The sequence below is a fragment of the Acinetobacter sp. TUM15064 genome (assembly GCF_008980265.1).
Lineage (GTDB): Bacteria > Pseudomonadota > Gammaproteobacteria > Pseudomonadales > Moraxellaceae > Acinetobacter.
Map to the genome: position 1 here is coordinate 40,043 of NZ_BKFU01000002.1, position 18,823 is coordinate 58,865.

Below are 18,823 nucleotides of genomic sequence, written 5' to 3' on the forward strand. Positions count from 1 at the left end.
TAAATTTATTATTTTCATTATAAGCTAGAAAGTCTTATTCGATACATAGAGTAAAAGTGTTTAAAAATTAGCTAATCATCATATTGAGCATATTCATCTTTCAAGAAAAAAACATTCAACATAGCCACCACGGTCTAAATTTTGTAGAATACCCTTTTCTCCCCATGGTGCTTTTACATGACCGCTTGGACAGCTCACGTGACCGTCGCAACCGTTGTTGAAAAAGACGGAAAATTTCTGTTTGTTGAAGAACACAGCGCTGGTGTGACACATACAGTATTTAACCAACCCGCAGGTCATGTTGAATCAGGTGAAACCCTCATCGAAGCTGCCATTCGTGAAACAATGGAAGAAACTGGACATGAGGTGTCTATAGATGCGTTATTGGGCATTTATACCTATACACCGCCCATGTTTCCAGATCGTACCTATTACCGTTTCTGCTTTTTAGCGCAGTCACTTCATCACCATCCAACAGCCGAACTCGATACAGGTATCGTCGGTGCAGTATGGATGACTTTGGATGAACTACTCGAAACGGCTCGTGCGCGTAGTCCATTGGTGATTAAAGCAGTTCAAGACGCACTCGCGGGTCAAAAATATCCTTTATCGCTCGTTTATGAGCACCAAAATTCTCCTCTTATTTCAAGTTTGGATGCCTAGTCCTATGCAACAACGTGTCATCGTCGGTATGTCGGGTGGTGTAGATTCATCTGTTTCTGCTGCTCTTCTTCTTCAACAAGGTTATCAAGTTGAGGGTCTTTTCATGAAGAACTGGGAAGAAGACGACGGCACAGAATACTGCACAGCGATGGAAGACTTAGCCGATGCTCAAGCAGTCTGTGACAAACTAGGGATTAAGTTACACACCGCCAATTTTGCTATGGAATATTGGGATCGTGTATTTGAGCATTTCTTAGCAGAATATGCTGCGGGCCGTACCCCAAACCCAGATATTTTATGTAATAAAGAAATCAAATTCCGTGCGTTCTTAGATCATGCCATGCAACTAGGCGCGGACTTTATTGCAACTGGTCACTATGCACGTCGCGGCGAAACTATGACCAACTCTAAAGGTGAGGAATATGCACCTTTACTACGAGGTTTAGATAAAAATAAAGACCAAACCTATTTCTTACATGCTGTGCATGGTCGTGAAATTAATAAGACCTTGTTCCCAGTGGGTGAAATTGAAAAGCCAGAAGTACGTAAAATTGCGGAACAATATGACTTAGTCACGGCGAAGAAAAAAGACTCAACGGGCATATGTTTTATTGGTGAACGTCGTTTTAATGACTTCTTAAAACAATACCTACCTGCACAAGCTGGAAAAATCGTCTTAGATGATGGCAAAGAGGTTGGTGAACATCACGGCTTAATGTACTATACGCTCGGTCAACGCGGTGGTATTGGTATTGGTGGTTTGAAAGGTGTCGCTGAAGGCGCATGGTTCGTTCTACATAAAGATATTGAAAACAACCGTTTGGTGATTGGTCAAGGTCATGAACATCCACTCATGCAAAGTACTACACTTTGGAGTGAAGCGATTGACTGGGTCGCAGGTGAAATGCAGATTCCTGAGACAGGTTTCCGTTGTACCTCTCGGACGCGCTATCGCCAAGATGACCAAGATTGTGTGATCTTTAATGATCCGACTACCCCAGGTGGCGTACGCGTTGAGTTCGATGAACCGCAACGTGCCGTGACTCCGGGTCAGAGTGTCGTATTCTACTCAGGTGAAGTTTGTTTAGGCGGTGGCGTGATTCATCATACCAATGCTCCTAAACCTGATTTTATTTAAAGGATTTTAAGACATGGCTGAGTTACCGTTTCAACAGCCTCAAACTTTGAACGAACGCCAAAACCGAGCGTTGGCGTTGGCGGCTGTGTTTCAGTCTGCGCAACTGACGCATATGACCGCCTTGAGCGGTCAGCAAAGTATTGGGGAAAGCGGTAACTTCTATTTAGAGCAGTTGATTAAAGCCAGTTTAAATATCCGACCAAAGGGCAACCAAAGCGGACAAACCTTAGACTTCTTTCATCAGCTGGCGGACATCTCCTTAGGACTGAAAACCTTAGAAAGTAGCATTACCCAACCCTTTAATACCTCACCCAAAACTCGAATTCCTAAATTATCCACTGCTAAACTTCCCATGACCTATGCCATGGCACTCTTACAATTAGAAAAGAAAGTGTATAGCAACCCCAAATTCGTTGAAATTATTGAACAGTCCCAACAAAAAATTTTAAGACAGCTTTCTTTTTTCGATAATAACTATTTGCACCCAAGCATCATTGCCAACCTCGCACAAACCTACGTAGACACTGCAGGACAAATTAACCCACGCATTATGGTGCGAGGCAATGCAGAAGCATTTAAAGATTCATCACATACCAACCGCATTCGTGCTTCCCTCTTTACAGGCTTACAATTGGCACATTTATGGCGTCAGCTCGGTGGAAGTTCATGGGGCATGGTGTTTAGCAAACGCAAATTGCTTAAAGATATTCAAGATCTCGCTCGTTTACAGTATCAGGTGATTTAACACATGATCGACGGGCTTTTTAGTTTTACGTTTAATTCCAAAGTTTAAGGAATCGCTATGAACGCTTTAACCGCACTTTCTCCATTAGATGGACGCTACGCTAGCAAATGTGATGCGCTTCGTCCTTTCCTCTCTGAGTTTGGTTTAATCCATGCTCGTGTGACTGTTGAAGTGCGTTGGTTACAAGCGCTTGCAAACCGTCCAGAAATCACTGAAGTCCCTGCATTTAGCGCTGCGACCAATACTGCACTTGATGCAATTGTTGCTGATTTTTCTGAAAGCGATGCAAATCGTATCAAAGAAATCGAACGCACTACAAATCACGATGTAAAAGCGGTTGAATACTTCCTGAAAGAAAAAATTGAGGGTATTGAAGAACTTAAAAATGCAGGTGAATTCATTCACTTTGCATGTACATCTGAAGACATCAACAACTTGTCTCATGCACTAATGCTGAAAAGTGGTCGTGATGTATTGGTTGCCTCTATGCAGCAAATCATTGACTCAATCGTAGCATTGTCTGAAAAGCATGCTGACCAACCTATGTTGTCTCGTACACATGGTCAGACTGCAAGCCCAACCACTTTGGGTAAAGAAATGGCGAACGTAGCATATCGTCTTGCACGCCAAATCAAACAATTCAAACAAGTTGAACTTTTAGGCAAAATTAACGGTGCGGTAGGTAACTATAACGCTCACCTTTCTGCTTACCCAGACATTAACTGGCCTGCGCACTCACAAGCATTCGTTGAGTCTTTAGGTCTAAGCTTTAACCCATACACCACTCAAATCGAACCACATGACTACATGGCGGAACTGTTTGATGCTTTACGTCGTTTCAATACGATTTTGATCGACTTTAACCGTGACGTTTGGGGCTATATCTCTTTAGGTTTCTTCAAGCAAAAACTGAAAGACGGTGAAGTGGGTTCTTCAACAATGCCACACAAAGTGAACCCAATTGACTTTGAAAACTCAGAAGGTAACTTAGGCTTAGCCAATGCAGTATTGGCTCACTTAGGTGAAAAACTTCCAATTTCTCGCTGGCAGCGTGACCTAACGGACTCAACTGTACTGCGTAACATGGGTGTTGGTTTTGCACAAAGCTTGATTGCTTTTGAAGCATGTTCAAAAGGCATTGGTAAACTTGAACTGAATGCTGCACGTATTGACGAAGACTTGAACAATGCGCAAGAAGTTCTAGCTGAACCAATTCAAACCGTTATGCGTCGTTACAACGTTGAAAAGCCATACGAAAAATTAAAAGCATTAACACGTGGTCAAGCGATGACGCGTGACATGATGGTTGACTTCGTTAATGGTAATGAACTTGAAGCTGTTCCTGCTGCTGACCGTGCACGTTTAGCGGAAATGACGCCTGCAACCTATACAGGTAATGCAGCTGAACAAGCAAAACAAGTTGCGGACTTAATTTCTAAAATCTAACTTTTAGAAATTAAAAAAAGCGAAGCTTAGGCTTCGCTTTTTTATTTATAATACAAACAAGCATATTGCATACATCTCATTGAAAAAATAAAAAGATGACAACCATACTGAAAATATCAACCACAGAAAATCCCATCAACGATCAACTGGAAAGGCCACATTGGATCTGTCTCATCCTGCTTTGTTTAGCAGTGGCTTTGGCTTCAATCCACCCGCTTGAACTCAGCTCTTATATCTTGCATCAGGTCGGAACTGTGTTCATGCTAATTACGCTGATCATTTGTCTGTATAAACTCGGACTCAGCTTGATGAGTTTTGTGCTGTATATTGTTTTTTTGCTGATTCATATACTTGGCGCACATTATCTGTATTCTTATGTACCCTATAATGAATGGTCGATCCAATACTTAAACCTTGACCTCAACCAGAGTTTAGGTTGGACACGTAATATGTATGATCGCTTTGTACATTTAGCATACGGTCTACTGCTCTACCCATTTTTCTATCGTGTATTTCAAGTCTGGTTACCGCAACTTTCAAAACTGACACTATTCCTTTTGGTGATTCAGTTTGTGATGGCAAGCAGTCTGATTTATGAATGGATTGAATGGCTGATTGCCATGGGGCTCTCTCCAGCAGATGCTGAAAATTATAATGGCCAGCAAGGTGACATGTGGGATGCTCACAAAGATATGCTATTAGCAACCGTTGGCTCAATCATCACAGGCATCATTTACTTATTTAAAAGCTAATCAGCAGTTAGTCGAATAGAGGCAACTGATGACTGTACAAAATTGATTGCACGTATTGTAATTGATGCACGAAACTTTAAGCAGACCATAAAAAACACCACGTTGGTGGTGTTTTATAAACATCAATCTTTTGCAGACTCATCTGCTGGCACTTCTGTGATACGACCACCACGTGCGAGAAAAGCAGCCACTTCATCTTCTAGCGCTTGGCGCTGTTTCAATTTCGCAGTCACAGTGAGTGTCTCAGCTTCGGCAACATCACCATCACTTGCTGCATTTTCAGAAGAATCTGATGCGCCCTTTTCAGCGGCTTGTGCTTCGTCCTCATCAACCGCTGAGTCTTCTACATCATCATAATCATTTGAATCAGTCATCTTAATCTCCCCACAAATGACCTTTAAGGTTCCAATGTATTACTGGTTTTCAATTATGTTGAAATTTAACAAGCTCTCAGCCTTTCGCATAGTCTTATTCAACAGAAAATCGTATCTTTTTTAATCAAAATCGTAATCTTATTTTACGACTGGCTAAAAAATAACACTTCCCGTCTTAGACAGCATAACGCGTCTCTTTGAGCAACCCTAAACCATTGGCCTGTGTCATAAAAGCATCTTTTAATACAGGCAATTTTTCAACCTGTTTCAAACCAAAGTTTCGTGCCCACACTACGGGAAAGAGTTGTGTAGTTTCCATCCAACCAATCGCAGACATGCTATGCATCATGGCATCATTTTGTCCTTTACGGCGGTGTTCATAACGCTTCAATGTTTGCTCATTTGCCCATACGCCACGTGCTAGATCATGTAGTAATGCATCACATAGTACAGCTGCATCAAGACAACCGATATTCACCCCCTGTCCCGCCAACGGATGAATCACATGAGCTGCATCACCAATTAAAGCCAAACCCGCTTTAACATATTGTTGTGCAGCACGTGCTTTGAGTGGGAAAGTAGCACGCGGTGTCGCTTCCAACACTTCGCCTAACATGTGGTGACTTTCTCGCGTTAACAGCTCGGTAAATTCAGCATCTGAAAGGGCTGCATATTCTTCTGCATAGTCATCAGGTAAAGTCCATACGATCGACTGCCAATGTCCTGCTTGCTCTGGTTTTAAACTCGCCATCGGTAAAAATGCCAAAGGGCCAGTTTCTAAGAAAATCTGACGTGCAACATATTGATGTGGCTGTGCCGTCCGAATGGCACAACTCAAGCCTGCTTGTTTGTAGTCGAGTACATCAATATCAATAAATGCTTGCTCTCGTACAAAAGAGTTTGCACCATCTGCGCCAATCACCAGTTTGGTTTTTAGCACCGTGCCATCAGCTAAATGGATATACCATAACCCAACACCTTCTTCGACACGGGCAACTTTAACTTGGGTGCGGTAATCATTGAGTACATTAAGCATTTGCTGTTGAATCGCTAAATTGAGCAAACTTGGCTCGACCATAGAACCGAGAGCTTGTTCGCCTTGTGGTTCCTGCTGGGACGCATGACCAAAGTTAATTTCACCATAGCCATTTTTATTCCACACCTGCATGCCGCTATAGGGCATCTGGCGGGCAATTTTATCCCAAACATCAATGGTTTTAAGCAAATGTATCGTTGCTTGACTGAGTGCCAAAACACGTGGGTTAGCAATGCTTAGCGTTTTTTGTTCATCTAAAATAGGCGCAGCATCCAGTACTGTCGCTTGCACACCACCCTGTGCTAAAAGTAAGGCTGTCAGTCCACCAACTAAACCACCGCCAATGATCACCACATCTAAAATATCAGCTTGAACTTGGCTCATGCTTTTAGCCCCATGGCATAGTTAGCTACTAGCGGTTTAATGCCTGGAATTGTATCAAATGCGACCAGCCCCGTGTTTCGAATAAATTTTAAGATCGGGTTGCTGTTGCTAAAACCACGCACTACAGAGTCGCAGAACTTAATTACACGCTGTTGGTCAGTCAAACGTGAAGCTTCATAGGATTGCAACATCGTTGCATCACCCAAGTCTGCATCTTGCGCACTTTGTTCCGTTAAATATCGGACCAAGACGTGCGCATCACGCATACATAGGTTAAAACCTTGCCCTGCAACGGGGTGAATGGTATGCGCGGCATTGCCCATTAACACCACCCGTCCTGCGGCCTGCTTTTCTGCTAGTACTTGTGATAATGGAAAACTAAAACGCTTACCTGTTTTTTGGAATTTACCTGCACGATCGCCATAGGTTTCTTGTAAGGCATTTAAAAAGTGTTGGTCATTTTCATCGCCCAACCATTCCCCTTCAGTACCCTTTTGCACAGGCCACACCACAGAACGACGGTATTCACCCGGAAGCGGTAACAATGCCAATGGCCCTAAACTACTAAAGCGCTCGAAACCCACATGGTTGTGCGGTTTTGAGGTTTGTACGGTAGTCACAATAGCGACTTGGTCATAGTCATGTTCTGAAGCGCCTATTCCTAAAGCTTTACGGCAGAATGAATCACGTCCATCTGCAGCAATAATGAGTTTTGCTTGCATTGAAAGTTCATCTTCTCCACGGTTTGCTTCAATGTACGCCAAATCAGCATCTTGCGTTAGTTGAGTGACTTGTACACCATCAATCAACTCAATAAGTGGCTGTTTTTGAACTTCTGTCAGTAGCACACGACCGAGCCATGCGTTTTCGATGACTTGCCCGAAGCTTTCGACTTTTTCTTGTTCTGCTTTAAGACGCGCCTTACCAAAGCTGCCTTGTTCGGTGATATTTACTTCTAAAATAGGCGTTGCATGTTCTTGTAACGCACTCCATAAACCCAGTTCTTGGTAAATTTGGACTGTACGACGTGAAAGTGCGCTGTTTCTTGCATCAAAGCTAGAATGGTATGGCACAAGGTTTACATCATCATAATTTGGGTATTTGATCGCTTCTAAAAGCTTCACCGCAATGTTTTGTTTGGCTAACATCAACGCCAGACTGAGTCCGACCATACCACCACCAACTATGATGACTTCTTGTTGCATGCTTCTATCCTTTTTATGGCGTACCTAAAGTCAAAAACTTCAAATACCTATAAGTTTTAATGGATTTATATTACATCAAAGATTTTCTTTTTTATAATGAAATGGATGTTTTTGCGTACTTTCAGCGTAAAGTGCTCTGCCATCATTTAGAAAAGACAGTCTTTTTTTGATTTCCATCAAAACTTGTTCAGCGCACTGTTTAAACAGACTTATAAGAAATGTGGAGCTTTGACCTCATAATAAGCGTGTAACGTGAATAATCACTAAAAAGCCCAAACAATTCAGATTGAGCTCTTTGATACAAAGTAAGTATTTGAATTTAAAAGCTAATTTTAAGAATTACGTATAAGGTGTATTATGTTAATTTTAGGAAATCTTATAAAAGAATAAAGTTTAATCTACTAATGTTTGGACCCATTGCAAGCTTCCGCTCATAGATATACCTACACCTAAATTTGCTATATGTAAGTATTCTTTTGGAATATAAGAAAATAATTTACCGTCAATGTAAGCAATCCAAAATTCTGGAGGTGGGCAATCGCACTCATCGAAGAACCCTTTAGTTTCTTCATATGCCAAGCAATCATACATAGAGCATGAAATATCAAACTCTAATATTCTTCCAGTAGAATTAAGTGAATGTGTCTGTTCTTTGACTTGATCCTAGCCAAAATAATGGACAATGATTCCCTCTAAAGATAACGTAACGTTAACTTTGGAGATGTAAAAATGGCTAAACGCTTTAGTCCAGAATTTAAACAACAAGCAATTGATTATGCACTTTCAAACTCGTACGAATCTGTGGCTGCTATCGCCCAGAAATTAGGTGTGGGTTATTCAACATTAGATAAATGGATTCGTGAGACCAACCCCACTGGTTCCAGCAAAAGACAGCTCTCGCCAGAACATGAGCAATATATTGCGCAAGATTCTCGATTTAGAAAAAGAAGTCAAACAACTCAGGGAAGCTAATGATATTTTAAAAAAGGCGCATGTGTACTTCCTGACAGATCATGCCAAGAAAAGTACACGGTAATCCAAGGCCTAACTGTGACTGAAATTACGGTTTCTTCTGCCTGTAAATGCCTAGGTGTCAGCACTTCGGGCTACTATGCTTGGCGAAAGAGACAGATTTACGTCAATCAGAAGTACACTGATTTAAAAGCTGTATATTGGCAACACCATGCTCGCTTAGGAGCACCTTCATTGGTGCACGACATGCATGATTTAGGTTACTGCATGAGTGAACGTACAGTTGGAAGGATGCTGAAAAAGCTCAGTTTACGCAGCAAGATTGCACGTAAATATAAGCATACGACTGATTCAAATCATCGTTTGCCGACGGCACCGAATTTATTAGATCGCCAGTTTACAGTCACTCTGCCAAATAAAGTTTGGACAACAGACATCACCTATATCCGAACCAAAGAAGGTTGGCTGTATTTATGTGTGATGCTAGATTTATTTAGTCGTCGTATTATAGGTTGGCAAACCAGCCATCGGATAGATCGTCAATTGGTATGTGATGCATTTAATTATGCAATGGCACGTCAGGGATATCCAACAGGTGTCATGGTGCATTCGGACCAAGGCTCACAGTACTGTAGTCGTGATTTTAGAGCACTATTATTGGCGAATAACTGTATTCAAAGCATGTCACGTAGGGGGAATTGTTGGGATAATGCGGTGACTGAAAGCTTCTTTCATACATTGAAAGGTCATGTGATACATGACAGTGTATTTGCCACTAGAAAAGAAGCCAATGCTGTCTTGTTTGAATATATTGAAGTTTACTACAATCGAATCAGACGACATTCTGCAAACGGCTGGTTAAGTCCTGAAGCCTTTGAACATAAATATTTTAAGAATTTAGAGGGATATGCTGTCCACGATACTGTCTAGGATCAAGTTTTGATAGCTTAAAAGATCCCATTTAACAAAATAGCGTTATACGAAACGAGAGTGCTAGAACCTAGTTAAAGTGCATCTAGCTCCGTTAACACAATCCTAAGCGTCCGAATTGCGGAAGCACGGAAAATAGTATTAGTTCCGTCAAAAGACGGATTTTTATCTGTCCAAGCGATTGCTGCAAGACATTGAATACCCACATAGAATAGAAATTTCATTTTAGGCACTGTCTGTTTATATGTATATTCCCAACCTTCTAAAAAAGCATTTCGCAATTCCAGATCAGAGAAATCTATATCCACCCAAACAATTTTCGCTAAATCGTAGACCGCATCTCCAATACGGGCAGCGTCAAAGTCTATAATACCCGAAATCCGATTTTCACTGTCTGCAAGGATATTTCGACCAATATAGTCACAATGCAGTAAATTAAGCTGTGTTGGCTCACATATAGCTTTACCGTACTTTTGTAACTCATTCAATTGATCACAAAATTCGTGATGATCGGATGACAATGGATTGATACGCGACATCCATTTGGAGATCATCAATTCCAAATGTTGACTCCACAGCATTGAATGTGTCAATAAGCCATCTCGATCTTGCCAGAACCTCATATTCAATAAGCGAGTCTGTGAAATTCCACGATGAAGTTCACCCAAAGCTCGTCCCGTATTCCTAAGCAAAGAGACTTTCTGTGCCCGGGTACAATTCTTCAATACTTGATCGACTTGTGTACCTTCAAGAGCACTCATAACAATGACAGAACAACTCCCCCATTCAAATTTATTAAATACCTTTGGTGTTAATGGAAACTCCTTGAGCGCTTCTAAGATTTCATAGTAACGTTCATTAGCCGTTTGATTATTTGCTATTTTAATAAAGACTTCTCCTTGAGAGGATTGTCCTTGATACACGGAAGATCCATTTCTCTGTGTAACCAAATGTAACGTCTTTGCCTGAATCCTATGCTTTAAATCATATAAATCTTTCATACTGCCGAATGTCTGTTGTTAGTAAAATGATGATGAAATAATTAATTTTTTTATTCATAAATATTATAGGTTTCTATTTAATATAAACACATTATAAAAAATAAATGCCGATCTCATGATCGGCTTTTATACAGTAAATGATATTTATCGTGCCATTAACGCTTCTATCTCTTCTACCGACTTCACCACTTTCACAGTCAAATTCAGTGGACCGTTTTGGGTTGCTACGATGTCATCTTCAATACGAATACCAATGCCACGCCATTTCGTATCGACAGTCTGATCATCAGGTGCAATGTACAAGCCCGGTTCAACCGTCACTACCATGCCTTCTTCATAGGCACGCCACACACCTTCTTGTTTATATGAACCCACATCGTGAACGTCCATACCCAACCAGTGTCCTGTGCCATGCATATAAAACTGACGGAAACTTTCCTTTTGGATAATCTCTTCAATATCACCTTGCATAATGCCCAAATCAAGCAAACCTTGAACTAAGATGCGCACAGCAACATTATGTGGTTCTTTATACGAGTTTCCTATACGCACTGCGTCAATTGCAGCAAGTTGTGCATCGAGGACTACATTATAAAGTGCTTTTTGCTCAGGGCTGAACTTTCCGTTGACGGGAAAAGTACGGGTAATGTCTGAAGCATAGTATTCATATTCACATGCTGCGTCGATTAAGACCAAATCACCATCTTTTAGCTCTTTATTGTTCTCTACATAGTGCAGAATGCAAGCATTTTCACCACCACCAACAATGCTGTTATACGACGGCACGCAGCCATTTTGACCAAATACATAATTCAGTTCAGCTTCTAGAGCATATTCCATCATGCCTGGCTTAACAGTTTGCATGGCACGAGTATGAGCTTGTGCAGAAATATCAGAAGCTGTTTGCATCAATGCAATTTCTTGTTCTGATTTAAACAAACGCATTTCATCTAAAATGCGGTCTAGCTGAATGACTTGCGCAGGTGCAGCAGTCCCACGACGTGACTCACCGTTAGCAGTCGTGATCCATTTTGCTACACGCGCATCAAATTCAGGTTGTTGCCCAATGCGATAGAATAATTTTTCTTTGCTTAAAAGTTTTTCAATGATTTCTTCATCTAACAAATCTATCGCATAGGCTTCATCAGCTTCATAGTCTTCTACCGCACCATCTACACCTGCACGATAACCATTCCAGATTTCCATCTCACGGTCACGTTCACGGCAGAACAAACTGTAGCTATAACCATCTTCATCGTCTTCGGCAAAGGTTTCGATGACCGCCACGGCTTCGGGCTCAGCAAAACCGGTCAGATAAAAAAAGCTGCTATCGGTACGGTATTTATAGTCTGCATCACGATTACGCATCGCCACCGGGCTAGTTGCGATAATGGCAATACTATTCGGACCCATTTGTTCAGCCAAACGGTCACGGCGTTCCTGAAAATCCACTTGCGTTAGTTTCATGTTTGATCTGTCTTTTTTATACCAAAGAATAAAAGTGCCACGCGCACCTTATCTTGTACGCGCAGCAAGTCTTATGCCAATTAGCTTGGGCGATGCGGTGTAAACATTTCTACAACATTGTTCGCTTCTGTTACAGAACGATCCGCTTGTTGCTTGTTATGAAAGTGTTTAAGTAAAGAACTTTCCTCAACTGCAATCTTTTTGCGACCGACAGATAAGCTCACAGGAATTAAACGAACAAACTCATATAACTCTTGATAGCTCTCCTCACCCTCTTCATCATCATCAGTTTCTTCAAACTCAACTGCTGCCACATCTTGTAAATGTTCAATCAGCTCCATTTCATCTGGACGAATATGACCTGACGCCAAACCGAAGCCCAGCACTACGCCTGCGCACCAATCCGCCAAAGCTTGTACACGGTCTGCGAGCGTATGCGTGTCATCGGGAAGTAATGGTAAATAGTCCAATTCATCTTCAGAAAGTGCATGTGAGACATCTTCAGCTTCATCTGCTAATAAAGCCAAAGCTTCTTCGCTTAACTCTGGAATTTCTAAAGTCGCTAAGATATGTTGCCATTCCTCACGACTTGGTGCCTGAGTTACACAAATGATACCTGTAAGCAAACCATGTAACTCACTTGGGCTAGAAATCTCTTCAATTTTAGAAAAATTTGGCTGCCATTCTGACCAACCTGAAATATCGTCTTGCATTCGTTTATCCAATCTCTATACTTCTTATATATTACCTTTGTTTGCAACACTGTGCGACCACGATATGTTAGAAGAATTACAGCGTCTACAGGCGCATATTGGCGTTTTAAAAACGCGACTTGCTCATTTTGAAAGTGAAAATAGCACTTTAAATGCAGCCAAACTGGATGCTGAAGAACAGCACCGTTCTCAAGTTGTGCAAAAAAATAGCTTAATTACCCAGAAACAAGAACAAATTGATGATTTAACTGAGCAATTAAGTAGCGCTCAGACCCAATATCAACACTTGAATACTGATGCGACTGCTTTGGCCGATCGTTATAGCCGTTTGGAAAAAAGTTGTACGGATTTAAAAAATCGCTTTCAGGAAATCTTGGCTGAACGTAATGAATTACGTGCAATTAAAGAAAAATTGAACAATGATCAGCGTCAAGCGCAGCAAGAAATCCAAGCACTTCAGCAAGAACGTGAAAGATTGTTACAAAAAAATGAACATGCCAAAGCTAAAGTCGAAGCCATCATCCAACGTCTAGCTATTTTAGGTACAGAGCAAGACCATCACGCGCAAGAAATTCAGCAACTTGCCCACCCTACTGAAGCTGGCGAGGAAGTTTAATCATGAGTGAACAAATTACTGTTGAATTACGTGTCTTAGGTCATAGTTTTCGTTTAGTCACAACAGAAAAAGAGAAAGCTGACCTTGAACGTGCAGCGCTACTTTTAAATGATAAATATGATGAATTTCGTCGTAAAGCACCACGTGTAGAACCTAGTAAAATCATCATTATGGTGGCGCTTGAGTTAATGCAAGAAGTTCTGTCTATGAATAAAACGCTACAAGAATATGCACATGCAGAACGTTTGTTAGCGAGCATTATTGAAGACGTTAAAGATTTTACCTAAAGTGCTTTCATTTTTGCATAAACTATCAACACTTGTGCACGAGTTTACAGTTCGTAGCGGTCTATGAGTTGCCATCAACGTGAGATGCGTTATACTTAATGCAACTCTGAGGTGTTCGCCAGCGGGTCTATTCCCCTGCCGATACTTAAACTTATGGATTGTGTTCTGTATATTTAGAGTGTATGCCCGTCTTCGAGCGGGAAACCCAGCAAGTATACGTCGCGTCCACCTTGAACTCATCGGGTTCAGGGTAACGACACATGCAGCGGCATCTTCGGAGTACTTTATTTTTACCAATAACAACAAGTTACAATAAAACATATCTCTTATTCTGTTTATGTAAATTCACATAAATCATCAAAAGTAGTCATATGGTAGGCTCTAGAATTATTGTGCTATATTGCTGAGTATTGTTTCAATCAGTTAAAAAGTACAATGGCTCAAAGACATAAGCTAACAAAAACATTTATTGATAGTCTCCCTCTTAGAAGCATCAGGAAAAAAGTTTTTATCGTGACTCTCTGACCATTGGCTTTGATATTATCGTTACTTAGTCTAAAACCTACTTTATTGATTTTTTTAAAAATACTTTCTATTTAAGAAAATAAATTTTAGATCCTCTAAAAATAGGGCCGAGTGCCCTATTTTTATACTTAAAATGTTAGAACACATGCCGAATTTCAACCGTTGGATCATGTTCATCCAAACGTTCTGCCAAAATATGTAAACGTCGTGTCGGCACTGCGGGAAACAAATGATGCTCCACATGATAAAACATGTTGTAGGTCACGACCCGTTTAAACTCATTGCGCACTGTGCGCGCCATATACACATGATCTTCAGTATCATGATGTACCGTCCACACCGCAAAAAAAGCCGTCATGCATTGCCCAATCAACATGGCACTGACATGGTATTTTAAAATACTGATATCCAAGATCACAAAAACCAAAAACAATACCATGACGTTGGCAACCAGCTCAGCAGACATCCATTTTTTCTGGGTTTTAGTCCCAACCTCAAAGGCTTTTTTATGCAACATCCATGGAAAAATAGGGCCAAAAAGCAAAGCTTGCCACCACTTCATGCTTGCACTTTTCGCTTCAATATCTTCGTCCTGCATACAGTGCTGATGGTGTCGCAGGTGATTAATTTGTACCGCATGCATCGAGCCGAGCATGATAATACTTAAGACAAACATGACCCAATGAGTCGCAGGTCGGCTAATGCCTAAGGCAAAATGAAAGGCATTATGCACCTGTCTCAGCCCAGTTAAGAAAAACATAAACGAGCAAAACAGCGCCAAGACATACCACTGTAAACTTGCAAAAATGAAAGAGACGATCAACCACGGTAAAGAAATGAACAACTCACTGATCACATCGGTACGGCCTAACTGAACGAGATCTTTCCACTGCACTTGTTCTAATAATGAATGTGAACGCATATGCCCTCTATTTGTTTGTATTTATTTTAAGCAATACTGTACCGAATCTTAAGGCATAAAAAAAGCCACGTTTTCAGTGGCTTTGCTTGTTCTTTGTCACTCGCTTTTTCGTTTATTATTTTAAATGTTAACTGTGACGTTGACTGATCTGCTGACTCATTAAGGCATACACTTCAGCAAGATCCGCACGTTGAGCTTGCGCAAGCATCTGTTGATGCATTTGTAGAATATTCTGATCCTGACGCATCGCAGGGCCAGTTTGCATCTGCTTCGGGTCATTCTGTGTGCTTTTCTGCGCGGTTTCTAAAATCAAGGGGTATAGCAGACTAAAATCGACCTGCTCTGCATCCACCACTTGTTTCGCCATGTCATAGCAATAATTACTAAAATTACAAGCAAAGACAGCCGCTAAATGCAAACTTAGACGCTGCGCAGAGCTATAGCTATACACGCGTTGGCTCAGGCTTTCTGCCAGAGTATGTAGTCTTTGAAGATCCGTATTTTCGGTGGCTTCTACAAACAACGGTGTATTTGACCAATCAATTTCACGTTCTAAGCTAAAGGTCTGTAAGGGATAAAAAACCCCTGCACGTGCATGTTTCATCGCCAAAACTGAAAGCGCTGTACTCCCCGAAGTATGCACAATCAACACATTCGGCAGGTATTCAGTCAATGCTGAAATCACGCTTGGTATCGACTGATCACTTACCGCAATCATCACCAAATCCACATCAGTATTTAACTGCTTAAAATGACTGACCGCCTTTGCATGTACAACTTGCGCCAAAACTGCTGCTTTGTCGAAGCTTCGGCTATAAATATTGACGATTTCATGCTGAGACATCAGGGCTTTGGCCAAATGATGAGCCACCCGCCCTGCTCCAATTAAACTGATCCGCATCTTGATTTCACTATTTTAAAGTGCCTACAGCATGCCAATAAAAAAAGGATGAAGCAATTCATCCTATTCATCAGATTGACACTCAGCGACTAAAACTTACGCAGGGTCAAAATCTGTTCACTACGACCAAATGGCCCTTGCTCATCGTGCAAAACCGCACTGGTTAAACCGATACCATCATCACCATATTGCTGCGTCGCTTCCAAACCTAACCATTTCCCTTGGGGTAAACGGTATAAATGCAGTTGTAGGTCTAAATTGGGAAAGCCCCATCCAGATGCAGGATTTTGACGTGGCACAATACCATTGGCTGTGTCGACCATCCCCAGTAAGCGCACAAAACTTGATGTTTGCTGAGCTTCCACCATGTCCAAATCATTATGTAACCAGACGATGCCTTTACCTGCTCGATGGCCGTCTGCCGCACGTGTCTCAATACTTTGGATATAACCACCCGGCCAACATTTCATCCCATCCCACACGGGCAAAGTTTCAGGATGTACAATGGATTGATCTTCTAACCCTGCAATTGCACTGGTATCTTGCTTCATCATTTTCCAAGCACGAGCCACAATACAGGTCTTGCCGTTTGCCTGCATTTCCGCCTCGATCAGTTCAATGGTTTTTCCAGCACGAATGACACGGGTATGCACCGTAAACTCACCAAAAGCGATCAGTCCAAAAATATCTAAACTCACACGTCCAATGCGCATCTCTTCGCGTGGTTGAAACTGCTCTAACTCCGCACACAAAACCCCAGTTGCTGGCGCCATGTGCTGCTCATGCGGATTCCATGCACCCTGTGCATGAATATTGGAAAGATAAGACGCCGTACAGCTCCCATCACTGTGCTGTTCACGATTTAAAAGTTGATAATAGGCTGCCATGTGTATTCCTTCATTCTTATCTTTAAAATGTATCTTTTCACTGCTATTGGTTCTTACTTTTGTGCAAAAAAACCATAATAATTCAACAGTTGACTATAAGTTCGTACTTCATGAAATCCAACTTTAGTCAGAAGCTCTCGCATCTGGTTGGCAGATATCAGGTAAAAATCTTGTTGCAGGCGCTCAATCATTTTTTCACTCTGTACCACCGTCAAACCATTGCTCTGACATAAGGTTTGTAGAACCTTGAGCTCACTGTCATCACTAGAGCTCATCAGGTCATAGCTGAGTAAAATCGCTTGCGTTTTAAGACAGCGTAAAATGTCGGCAAAGAAGAATGGCTTTGCTTCAAGTGGAATAAAATGCGCCACCAATATGGCTAAAGCGGCATCAAACTGTGCACTTTCCTGTAATGCCGTGGTATCACCATGGACAAAGCGAACCCGCGTTAAATCACTATGGGTCACGCTCAATAACTGCTGCGCTTTTTCAATCATGGTCAAAGATGGATCAACAGCGGTAAAACTCCACGTCGGATGCTGCGCCAACAAATATGAAAGCTCATAGCCTGTGCCACAGCCCACAATTAATACATGCGCATGTTCTGATAAATGTGTTTTTAAAATGGCTTGAATTTGTAAATGAACCAATTCATAACCTGGAATGAGCTTACGAATATGTTCATCATAACCATCCACTACAGTTTGACTCTGAAAGTCTTTCGCCATTTTATTCTTCACTCATCTATTTTTAATCGTCGCCCTAAATCTACACTTTCATGACTGCATGTTCTAGCACTTAAGCCACAGCCATAGCATCGACCGTTAACTCAGCAAGTTGCGGTTTGGCTTTTTCTGCATGTAGACCCAGTTTTTGAAAGAGTTGTTGATCCTTCCCCTCAGCAATATTTGGCGTAGTCAACAATTTTTCACCTGAAAACAGTGAATTTGCACCTGCCATAAAAGCCAAAGCTTGATCGGCATCGGACAACGATTCACGTCCCGCAGACAGACGAATATAGCTTTTCGGCATAATGATGCGTGCTACCGCAATAGTGCGAATCCACTCGGTCACATCCAACTTTTCAACTTCTGCCAAAGGCGTGCCTTGCATTGGGACCAGCATGTTGATCGGCACAGACTCAGGATGGATTGGTAAAGTCGCCAATTCAAACAGTAGTCCAATTCGATCTTTGGTCTCTTCACCTAGGCCAACAATCCCACCACTACACACTTTTAAACCTGCTTCTCGAACATGACTTAAGGTATCTAGACGGTCATCAAAACTACGCGTACTAATCACATTTGGGTAGTATTCACGCGACGTGTCTAAGTTATGATTGTAATAATCGAGTCCTGCACCCTTTAAACGTTGGGCTTGAGAGGCATTCAGCATGCCTAGCGTCATACAGGTTTCTAAACCCAATGCTTTCACTTCACGCACCATATCCAAGACATAAGGCATATCTCGCTCATGTGGATTTCGCCATGCTGCGCCCATACAAAACCGTGTAGAACCAGAGGCCTTCGCCTGCTGTGCTTCGCTAATCACTTTTTCAACCGCAATTCGTTTTTCAGCTTCAAGCTTTGAGTCATAACGCGCAGACTGTGAACAGTATTTGCAGTCTTCAGGGCATTTGCCTGTTTTGATCGACAGTAAAGTACTGACTTGAATCGCATTCGCTTCAAAGTACTGACGATGAATTTGCTGTGCTTGAAAGACCAAATCTAAAAAAGGCTGTTGGTAGAGTGCTTGTATTTCAGCGCGAGTCCAATCATTTCTCAGGTGCATATGCTATTCCTTTTACTTTCCACTTCGGACTTTCCTTTGGCTTCAAACCAGCAAAGGAAAGTCCGTCT

Annotated in this window: 18 protein-coding genes, 1 other RNA gene and 1 pseudogene; 9 read left to right on the plus strand and 11 right to left on the minus strand. The window is 41.6% G+C overall.

Going from position 1 to position 18,823, the window contains the following annotated elements; translation table 11 throughout:
* The first annotated feature begins 177 nt into the window (after positions 1-177).
* The 5 genes from GBI16_RS00980 to GBI16_RS01000 all read left to right on the plus strand — a co-directional run bounded on the left by GBI16_RS00980 (position 178) and on the right by GBI16_RS01000 (position 4,744).
* On the plus strand, positions 178-663 hold the full coding sequence (locus tag GBI16_RS00980; protein ID WP_110975727.1) for an NUDIX hydrolase: 486 nt from the start codon (positions 178-180) through the stop codon (positions 661-663).
* 4 nt (positions 664-667) lie between these two features.
* The gene (gene mnmA / locus GBI16_RS00985; RefSeq protein WP_086207814.1) at positions 668-1,801 is read left to right on the plus strand and encodes a tRNA 2-thiouridine(34) synthase MnmA; all 1,134 of its coding nucleotides are present in this window, start codon (positions 668-670) and stop codon (positions 1,799-1,801) included.
* Between the two features lie 13 nt (positions 1,802-1,814).
* Entirely contained in the window at positions 1,815-2,546 is a 732-nt protein-coding gene (gene hflD / locus GBI16_RS00990) for a high frequency lysogenization protein HflD (protein WP_086207815.1), read from the plus strand.
* Positions 2,547-2,603: 57 nt separating this feature from the next.
* Positions 2,604-3,992, plus strand: a complete 1,389-nt coding sequence (purB, locus tag GBI16_RS00995) for an adenylosuccinate lyase (protein WP_151706348.1) — start codon at positions 2,604-2,606, stop codon at positions 3,990-3,992.
* Positions 3,993-4,087: 95 nt separating this feature from the next.
* Positions 4,088-4,744: a DUF2238 domain-containing protein gene (locus GBI16_RS01000; RefSeq protein ID WP_151706349.1), complete on the plus strand. Its 657-nt coding sequence runs from the start codon at positions 4,088-4,090 to the stop codon at positions 4,742-4,744.
* 122 nt (positions 4,745-4,866) lie between these two features.
* Here GBI16_RS01000 and GBI16_RS01005 read toward each other — a convergent pair whose 3' ends face one another.
* The 3 genes from GBI16_RS01005 to ubiH form a co-directional block, all read right to left on the minus strand.
* Positions 4,867-5,118, minus strand: coding sequence for a hypothetical protein (locus GBI16_RS01005; RefSeq protein WP_086207818.1), 252 nt, complete (start codon positions 5,116-5,118; stop codon positions 4,867-4,869).
* A gap of 175 nt (positions 5,119-5,293) precedes the next feature.
* Positions 5,294-6,538: an FAD-dependent monooxygenase gene (locus tag GBI16_RS01010; protein WP_151706350.1), complete on the minus strand. Its 1,245-nt coding sequence runs from the start codon at positions 6,536-6,538 to the stop codon at positions 5,294-5,296.
* The gene (gene ubiH / locus GBI16_RS01015; RefSeq protein ID WP_086207820.1) at positions 6,535-7,743 is read right to left on the minus strand and encodes a 2-octaprenyl-6-methoxyphenyl hydroxylase; all 1,209 of its coding nucleotides are present in this window, start codon (positions 7,741-7,743) and stop codon (positions 6,535-6,537) included. The genes GBI16_RS01010 and ubiH overlap by 4 nt, the downstream gene beginning before the upstream one ends.
* Before the next feature lie 729 nt (positions 7,744-8,472).
* On the opposite strand from ubiH, the pseudogene GBI16_RS01020 reads away from it, so the two are divergent.
* Positions 8,473-9,645: pseudogene (locus GBI16_RS01020) on the plus strand (IS3 family transposase).
* Positions 9,646-9,719: 74 nt separating this feature from the next.
* On the opposite strand, the gene GBI16_RS01025 reads toward GBI16_RS01020, so the two are convergent.
* The 3 genes from GBI16_RS01025 to GBI16_RS01035 form a co-directional block, all read right to left on the minus strand.
* Positions 9,720-10,646, minus strand: a complete 927-nt coding sequence (locus GBI16_RS01025) for a phosphotransferase family protein (protein WP_086207822.1) — start codon at positions 10,644-10,646, stop codon at positions 9,720-9,722.
* A 144-nt stretch (positions 10,647-10,790) separates the two neighbouring features.
* On the minus strand, positions 10,791-12,113 hold the full coding sequence (pepP, locus tag GBI16_RS01030) for a Xaa-Pro aminopeptidase (RefSeq protein ID WP_151706351.1): 1,323 nt from the start codon (positions 12,111-12,113) through the stop codon (positions 10,791-10,793).
* An 80-nt stretch (positions 12,114-12,193) separates the two neighbouring features.
* Positions 12,194-12,826: a UPF0149 family protein gene (locus GBI16_RS01035; RefSeq protein ID WP_086207824.1), complete on the minus strand. Its 633-nt coding sequence runs from the start codon at positions 12,824-12,826 to the stop codon at positions 12,194-12,196.
* Positions 12,827-12,890: 64 nt separating this feature from the next.
* On the opposite strand from GBI16_RS01035, the gene GBI16_RS01040 reads away from it, so the two are divergent.
* From GBI16_RS01040 to ssrS, 3 genes are all read left to right on the plus strand, one after another.
* Complete coding sequence (locus GBI16_RS01040) at positions 12,891-13,442, plus strand: hypothetical protein (protein ID WP_086207825.1); 552 nt, start codon at positions 12,891-12,893, stop codon at positions 13,440-13,442.
* Positions 13,443-13,444: 2 nt separating this feature from the next.
* The gene (locus tag GBI16_RS01045) at positions 13,445-13,729 is read left to right on the plus strand and encodes a cell division protein ZapA (RefSeq protein WP_086207826.1); all 285 of its coding nucleotides are present in this window, start codon (positions 13,445-13,447) and stop codon (positions 13,727-13,729) included.
* A 100-nt stretch (positions 13,730-13,829) separates the two neighbouring features.
* Positions 13,830-14,014, plus strand: a non-coding RNA gene (ssrS, locus tag GBI16_RS01050) — 6S RNA.
* Between the two features lie 376 nt (positions 14,015-14,390).
* On the opposite strand, the gene GBI16_RS01055 is transcribed toward ssrS, so the two are convergent.
* The 5 genes from GBI16_RS01055 to bioB form a co-directional block, all read right to left on the minus strand.
* A complete protein-coding gene (locus GBI16_RS01055; protein ID WP_151706352.1) occupies positions 14,391-15,176 on the minus strand; it encodes a fatty acid desaturase in 786 nt (261 codons plus the stop codon).
* Between the two features lie 127 nt (positions 15,177-15,303).
* Positions 15,304-16,077, minus strand: a complete 774-nt coding sequence (locus GBI16_RS01060; protein ID WP_086207828.1) for a Rossmann-like and DUF2520 domain-containing protein — start codon at positions 16,075-16,077, stop codon at positions 15,304-15,306.
* 89 nt (positions 16,078-16,166) lie between these two features.
* Positions 16,167-16,964, minus strand: a complete 798-nt coding sequence (locus GBI16_RS01065; RefSeq protein ID WP_086207829.1) for a thioesterase family protein — start codon at positions 16,962-16,964, stop codon at positions 16,167-16,169.
* Between the two features lie 53 nt (positions 16,965-17,017).
* Positions 17,018-17,692, minus strand: coding sequence for a class I SAM-dependent methyltransferase (locus GBI16_RS01070; RefSeq protein WP_086207830.1), 675 nt, complete (start codon positions 17,690-17,692; stop codon positions 17,018-17,020).
* Between the two features lie 70 nt (positions 17,693-17,762).
* Positions 17,763-18,755, minus strand: coding sequence for a biotin synthase BioB (gene bioB / locus GBI16_RS01075; RefSeq protein ID WP_086207831.1), 993 nt, complete (start codon positions 18,753-18,755; stop codon positions 17,763-17,765).
* Between the last annotated feature and the right edge of the window lie 68 nt (positions 18,756-18,823).